Below are 6338 nucleotides of genomic sequence, written 5' to 3' on the forward strand. Positions count from 1 at the left end.
AGCGGTAATTGTGGTGATTGCGTGTGAAATGCAGATAATGCAAATTGTGTAGGTCACGTATGGTTGCTGGGATCAGAGCAAATGAGGATTGTTGACACCATTTAGATAATGTACAAAATGTAAATTGTGTGAATAACGCACCCAATCTGTCTGACACAGAATTAAGGTGGGCGAACTTCATTAGCCGCGTATGAGCAAGGCAAAACTCACATTATTAACGATATGTGGGCAACTTACAATATCTACACAATGCAAATCATCCACAAATTGTGCAAAATCCGCCTATGGCTGGGGTACTGACCTATGAGTGCTGACGAGTTTGAGGGACTCCCCGGAGCAGCTGTCTCATTGCTCAAGGGGGGTGTAGGAAAATCCACAATCGCGCTCAACATCGCTGACCGACTCGCTGCTCGCGGTCATAAGACGGTACTACTGGATCTGGATAAAGACGGACATATGACGACCCAACTTGGGTACGACGATGCGTACGACCGAGATGCGAACCTAGGTGACGCCCTCATCGATGGTGAAGACCCCGAAGACCTGCTTATCGAGACGGACTTCGGCGTTCACCTCCTCCCGTCGAGTAACGAACTCGAGAATGTCGAGACGAGGCTGAAGGACGAACGATTCGCAGATGTGAAGCTTCGGCGGAACGTCGTCGGTCCGCTCATCCAAAACGGATACGACTACGTGATAATTGATGCCGCAGGCGGCCGTGGAAAACTCTCCGACAACGCCCTCATTGCCGTCCAGCGCGTCATAATCCCGCTGATCCCGCGTGCTGGCTCGATCAACGGCCTCAATAAGATGATTGAACGCCAGATCTCCCCAATCCGGCAGAATATCGGGTTAGATATCCTCGCAGTCACTCCGAATATGATTCGCGAAACAATGGGACAACACAACGAGCATCGGACTCTCGTTGAAAACCTCAACCGAGAGTTCGGTTCGTTCGTCCCTGAGTATGCCCGTGTTGACCCGGAGATCTTCAGCGCCCTCGACGATTCTGAACAGACCGTCGAGAGTATCCCGAAGCCAGGGATTCGCGAACGGACCGTGATTTCTCGTGCGTTCAAGCAAGGAATGCCGGTCTCGGAGTTCGACGAAGATTGTGACCAGATCACGAATTTCGACCACTTGGCGGACCTCGTGGAGGAACACAGCTATGCCTAATGAGGACGACCGTTTCGGGGACGTCGCTGAACAGCTCAAACAAACGGAGGAAGGAGTCGAATCGGACGACGACGAACGTACTGACACCCAAGATGAACCGCAACCGGATGAAGAGATCGTTACTGAGGACACAGAGTCGGAGACTGAGTCCGCTCCTGAACAGGATGAAGAGACTGTGGACGGACCTGCCTTCCCTTTTGACGAGACCGATATGCACGGCTTTTATGTCCGGGAGGAGACGTGGAATGGCGTCACTCGGATGCGATCATCGGTAACTGCCGCGTGCTCTATGTTTGATGTTCCCGAATTTGAAGGAAGAGAGTTTCAAGATGCGTGTCTCCGGGTAATTGCGGACTACGGTGATGAGGTCGCCCTCCGGATCCTCCGGGAGCGTGGGATCGAAGCTGATGAGGAACGTGTCCAAGAAGTTGTGGACATGCTGAGCGAGCAAGCTACGAACGACTAGCATCGGATTCGGTCGATTTCCTTCAGCATATAGCTTGCAGGAAGTGCAAATAATACGGTATCGCTTCTAGCAACTCGTATGCGATCGACGATATCCAGTCCATATTTCAGGGAGGGAGGACCTACGAATCTGATACCTCCTCGTCGTCGAAGGCTTTCACGAGATACTGGCCGTTCTCCGAAAGCTGGTAGATTTTCTTCCCGTCGCGTTCGGCGGCAATTTCGATCATCCCCGCATCCCGGAGTTCGCGCAAGTGCGTATAGATATACCCGTGGCTGAGGTCCAACTTGGCTGCGAGTGCGTAGCCGTGCAGCGGTTCCGTCCGCAGTTGTCGTAAGATTCGTAACTTGGTGTTGCTGATCAGTCCGCCCATCACGTAGCGGATTCGGACCCATCAGGGGAAACGTATATAATAGGATATACTGACCGCTCAGTAGAAACAAACAAGTCAATGATTCAAGTATAAAGACGTATACCAGCACCGTTTGATGTGCAGTGTGCTGCTGTCGGACCGTCGCTGCCGGCAATCGACCATTCACAACCACCCAGACACAGACGATGGATTCACAAACTGAGCCTGTTCTCAGGCCCTCCGGACGAGACGCCCCGTTGAGTACCCGAGTCGCGACGACGGTTGCGTGGCTCGAGGGAGTCGAACAAACCACGCTCTCCCCGCTGCAGGACGTTATCGATGTGGATGCGCTGAAAGAACTGCTCACCGATACAGAACGCCCCTCGGTTACAGCGGGTTTCGATTACGAGGGATATCGTATCGATTTCAACAGTGACGGGACGATTACCGTCGACGGGACGCCGGCATCGACTGATGGAACGATTGCACCCGGGACGAGCGTCCTCTGTGTCGGAACTACAGTCGACAGCGCTGAGCACATCGAATGGCCGACGTATACGATCGCTGGTCCGACCGATCACCGCGCGTGGCTCGAGGTGCTCGCCAAGGATTCGAGTACCGGGTCTGTCGACGATGACAAATCGGGGCCAGAACCGAAACTGGAACCAGAACTGGAATTCGCAGCGGCCGACACACGACGAACGATTTTCGTCTGTGGGTCTGACGAAGTGTCCGCACAGCTCGCGCCGCGGCACAGACTCGGAAGCGGTCACGATCATCCGCTGACCGAAGAACAGCTCGTGAGAATCGCCGACTGTGGAGATCTCTCGACGCTCGGCCAGCGGCTGAGCGACCAGCTGGCCGTCTGGGAAACAATTGGCGCGAATTCGGTCGTTCGGATCCACGCGCTTGCACCATTTCTTGACGCAACAGCGCTCTCACAGCTGTTTCGGTTTTTCCACCTGCTTATCGGACGGGTCGCTGCCACTGACACAGTCTTGCAGGTGCAGTGTGATGCGTCGGTCGTTGCTGAACGGACGATCGATACTCTTGATCCGCTATTCGATGTCGTGATCAAGTTCGATTCGAACGGGCGGTTGTCAGTCTCGATTTGAACGCTCAAATATCGGGAAATCTCAAGCTGTTTCATCCGAATCAACGCCTGTGGAGACTGCGCTCCCTGTGGATACCGTTGTGTCTGCAAAGCGTGTCGTGGAAACAGGAAGCCCCACCCTCAAGGAGCGAACCGCGTCAGCCGGGAGCGAGTAGGGTGGGGTAGTTCACTACGCTCTGTTGTCGTCCTAGTAGTTTGTCATACAATCTGAAGAGAGACAGCTAGTAGATCGGTCTACGAGTAGATTAGTTTATACGTCGTATCCGTTTCGTCTGAGTGCCTCTGACAGCTCGCCGTCAGGGTCAGCCGTAAACTTAACCAACGATGACTCAGGCCTCGTTGTCGTATACAGTTCAGAGTCGATATTGTCTGGGATTTCGTTCGCGTGTGTCTTATCTACAACTGCAACTGATATTTGTGGCCTCGTGTCGTTTGACTCGCTCATTACCTGATGGTATGGGAGAAGCGATGTTTGTCTTTTGGCATTCGAATACACAATTCTCTCTACGACAAGAGCGTTTGACAAGGTACACTATACACTCGGTCTGTAGTACATATTGCTTTTGAAGCCCGCATCGGCGGATTCCTAAATGGCATCCAAAGCAAAGGCTATCCTGTCGGTTCCCGCCTACCTGCTAGTCTCTTCTATGTCGGCGACGCAGCTGCCGAATCGACGAGCGAGTATTCCCGGTCCCGGCTCGTGCCCTCCGCTTCGAGGAGATTGTACTGCGCCATCTTCGAGAGGTACGTCCGCACTGTCCGTTTCGTCCGGGAGTCATCGACCTCCTCGGAGTAGTGGTCGTAGATCTCGCTCGGTCCGAGTGGGCCGTGCTCGCGAACAATCTCATAGACAATCCGCTGATGCGGGGTGAGTGAGTCGAGGCTTTTCTGCTTAATCTGGGCTCGGGCATCCTCGGCGGCGTCCAAGACGAGGTTGTCGGTGATCCGCTCGCAGTTCTCGTGATCGGCCTTGCCGGCCGCCGTTCGGAGGATGCCAATTGCGAGGCGGGCGTCGCCAGCGGCCGCGTCGGCAATCCGGTAGAGCTGGTCGTCGGTGATGACGTCCTCGTCGAGCCCCCACTTCGCCCGCGCACTCAGGATATCGTACAGCTGCTCGTCGTGGTACTTGTCCATCCGGACGTGTTCGCTGGAGCGCAGGCGGCTCACGAGGCGCTCGTCGACGCGGCTGAACAGCTCCTCTTCCTTGTTCGCGATACAGATGATCGCGAACTGCGGGAGGCTGTGAAGGTCGTAAATGATGCTCGGGTCTTCGAGCTGGTCTACCTCATCGAGGATGACGACCGTCCGAGGGCCGTCGTGCTGTTGGAGGCGATCGACGAGTTCGTCGTGGGGCGTCGACTGCCGGTGGATGTCGATGGTGGCGCCGAGGTCGTCGAGGATCTGGTAGAGCGTCCGAAATCGGGTGTAGTTCCGCCAGCAGTTGACGTAGGTGGTTTCGACGTCGAGGACCTCTTCGCGGAGCCGTTCGGTGACGAATTGCGAGATGCACGTCTTGCCGGCGCCGCTGGGCCCGGTGACGATAGCGGTGTCAGCGGGTTCACCGTTTGTAATAGGCTCGAGAACGCTGGAGAGGTGATTGACCTCGGCGTCGCGATGCTCGACTTCTCGAGGGACGAACCCGGCCCGGAGGACGCGAGCATCGCGGATCATCTTTGCTTGATAGACTGGTTTTCTGGCTAGTAGTAAAAACGTGACCGGGGTATTTCCGGAAACGATTCAATTCCCCCCGTTCTGTCTGTGGTGATTCCCGCGTTGTAACGCGATTCGTTTTGTGGAAAACGTGGTTTTCCGGAATTAGTCGAGTACCCTCCGGAAACCCTGTGTGTTCTCTGTCCTTACCAGCGCCCGGTGTCTGCTTCAATCAACTCTTCGGAACAATGCCCCTAACAATTACAACACTTCGACTGTGAACTACCCTACCCTACCCTACTCGCTCCCGGCTGACGCCGTTCGCTCCTTGAGGGTAGGGCTTCCTGCTTCCACGACGCGCTTTGCAGACACGGAGGTGTCCACAGGGAGCGCACTCTCCACAGGCGTTCGTTCGGAGTGTCCCACTCCTACATCTTGTATACCGCGAGAAAGGATGTTCCACGCCGCGTTCGCGTCCCTGTCTGCCTCGAACCCGCAGGCGGGACAGGAGTGTTCACGGACCCACAACGGCTTCTCCGTCGAAACGCCGCACGACGCGCACTCCTTCGTCGTCCCTCTCGGGTTCACCGCGACAAAATGCGTTCCTTCGCGCTCGCACTTGTATTCGAGTAACGAGAGGAACGTTCGCCACGCCGCCGACGCCGTGTTGCGGCTGTTCGATGGCGACTCCATCATCCCCTTCACATTCAGGTCTTCGACCGCCACGAGGTCGTACTCCCGAGCGTAGTACGTCGAGAGTTTGTGTAGGAAGTCGCCGCGCTTCCGTCGAAGGTCGGCGTGACACTCTGCGACTCAACGCCGTTGCTTCTCGTAGTTGTTCGATCCGTGCTGTTTGCGCGAGAGTTTCCGTTGCTCGCGCTCTACGCGTTCGCGCTCGTCGGAGAGCTCGAGCGACCCGACTGTCGTGCCGTCGGTGTCGTGGGCGTACGTGAGTATCCCAACGTCGATACCAACACACTTCTCGGGATTCTCAGGCGGTTCGGGTGGCTCGTGGTCCATTTGGACGCCGAACGTGGCGAACCACTCGCCCGTCGGTTCCTTCTTGACTGTGACCTGCTTGAGCGTGGCGTCGTCGGGGATGGCGCGGTGGAGCCGTATCGGGATGTCCGCGAGTTTCGAGAGTGACAGCACAGTCTGACCGCCCTTCTTGTCGAGCTTGAAGCCAGACTGACTGTACGTGAAACTGCGGAACTCCCGTGGCGACTTCCAATTGAGTTGACCGACGCCGTAGCCATTCTGCTTGAGTTTTGAGAGGCCGTTAAGGTTGTCGAACAGCCGTTCGACGACGGTTTGGAGAACCTTCGAGTACACGTCCTTGAGGTCGTCCCACCACTCCTTGAGGTCGGGCAGCTCCGACCGGAGCGTAGTCATCGACGGCAGTTCGCCATGTTCGTCTTGGTACTCGTTGAGACGGTAGAGCGTGTGATTGTACAGTTGCCGACAAATATCGCGGTGGCGGTCCAACTCCTCGCGGTGGGCGTTGGACGGCTTGAGTCGGTACTTGTAGGCGTAGTACATCAGCTCTCCCGCTGGTCTTCGACGTACTGTTTCAGCACATC

At 55.9% G+C, this 6338-nt stretch carries 6 protein-coding genes and 1 pseudogene; 3 read left to right on the forward strand and 4 right to left on the reverse strand.

All coding sequences use genetic code 11. The annotated features are described in order from the left end of the window. Window positions 1-303 precede the first annotated feature (303 nt). Together ACT3HL_RS16630 and ACT3HL_RS16635 are read left to right on the forward strand one after the other, a co-directional pair. Window positions 304-1176, forward strand: coding sequence for an AAA family ATPase (locus tag ACT3HL_RS16630; RefSeq protein WP_445087876.1), 873 nt, complete (start codon window positions 304-306; stop codon window positions 1174-1176). Then, window positions 1169-1642: a hypothetical protein gene (locus ACT3HL_RS16635; RefSeq protein ID WP_445087877.1), complete on the forward strand. Its 474-nt coding sequence runs from the start codon at window positions 1169-1171 to the stop codon at window positions 1640-1642. The genes ACT3HL_RS16630 and ACT3HL_RS16635 overlap by 8 nt, the downstream gene beginning before the upstream one ends. A 121-nt stretch (window positions 1643-1763) precedes the next feature. Here ACT3HL_RS16635 and ACT3HL_RS16640 read toward each other — a convergent pair whose 3' ends face one another. Continuing rightward, window positions 1764-2015: an ArsR family transcriptional regulator gene (locus ACT3HL_RS16640; RefSeq protein ID WP_445087878.1), complete on the reverse strand. Its 252-nt coding sequence runs from the start codon at window positions 2013-2015 to the stop codon at window positions 1764-1766. A 236-nt stretch (window positions 2016-2251) separates the two neighbouring features. On the opposite strand from ACT3HL_RS16640, the gene ACT3HL_RS16645 reads away from it, so the two are divergent. Next, a complete protein-coding gene (locus ACT3HL_RS16645; protein WP_445087879.1) occupies window positions 2252-3109 on the forward strand; it encodes a DUF7504 family protein in 858 nt (285 codons plus the stop codon). 249 nt (window positions 3110-3358) lie between these two features. Here ACT3HL_RS16645 and ACT3HL_RS16650 read toward each other — a convergent pair whose 3' ends face one another. From ACT3HL_RS16650 to ACT3HL_RS16660, 3 genes and pseudogenes are all read right to left on the reverse strand, one after another. Continuing rightward, a complete protein-coding gene (locus tag ACT3HL_RS16650) occupies window positions 3359-3553 on the reverse strand; it encodes a hypothetical protein (protein WP_445087880.1) in 195 nt (64 codons plus the stop codon). Window positions 3554-3753: 200 nt separating this feature from the next. After that, complete coding sequence (locus ACT3HL_RS16655; protein ID WP_445087881.1) at window positions 3754-4779, reverse strand: AAA family ATPase; 1026 nt, start codon at window positions 4777-4779, stop codon at window positions 3754-3756. A gap of 276 nt (window positions 4780-5055) precedes the next feature. Next, a pseudogene (locus ACT3HL_RS16660) lies at window positions 5056-6297 on the reverse strand (RNA-guided endonuclease InsQ/TnpB family protein). Between the last annotated feature and the right edge of the window lie 41 nt (window positions 6298-6338).

The sequence above is a fragment of the Halobellus sp. GM3 genome, assembly GCF_052545375.1.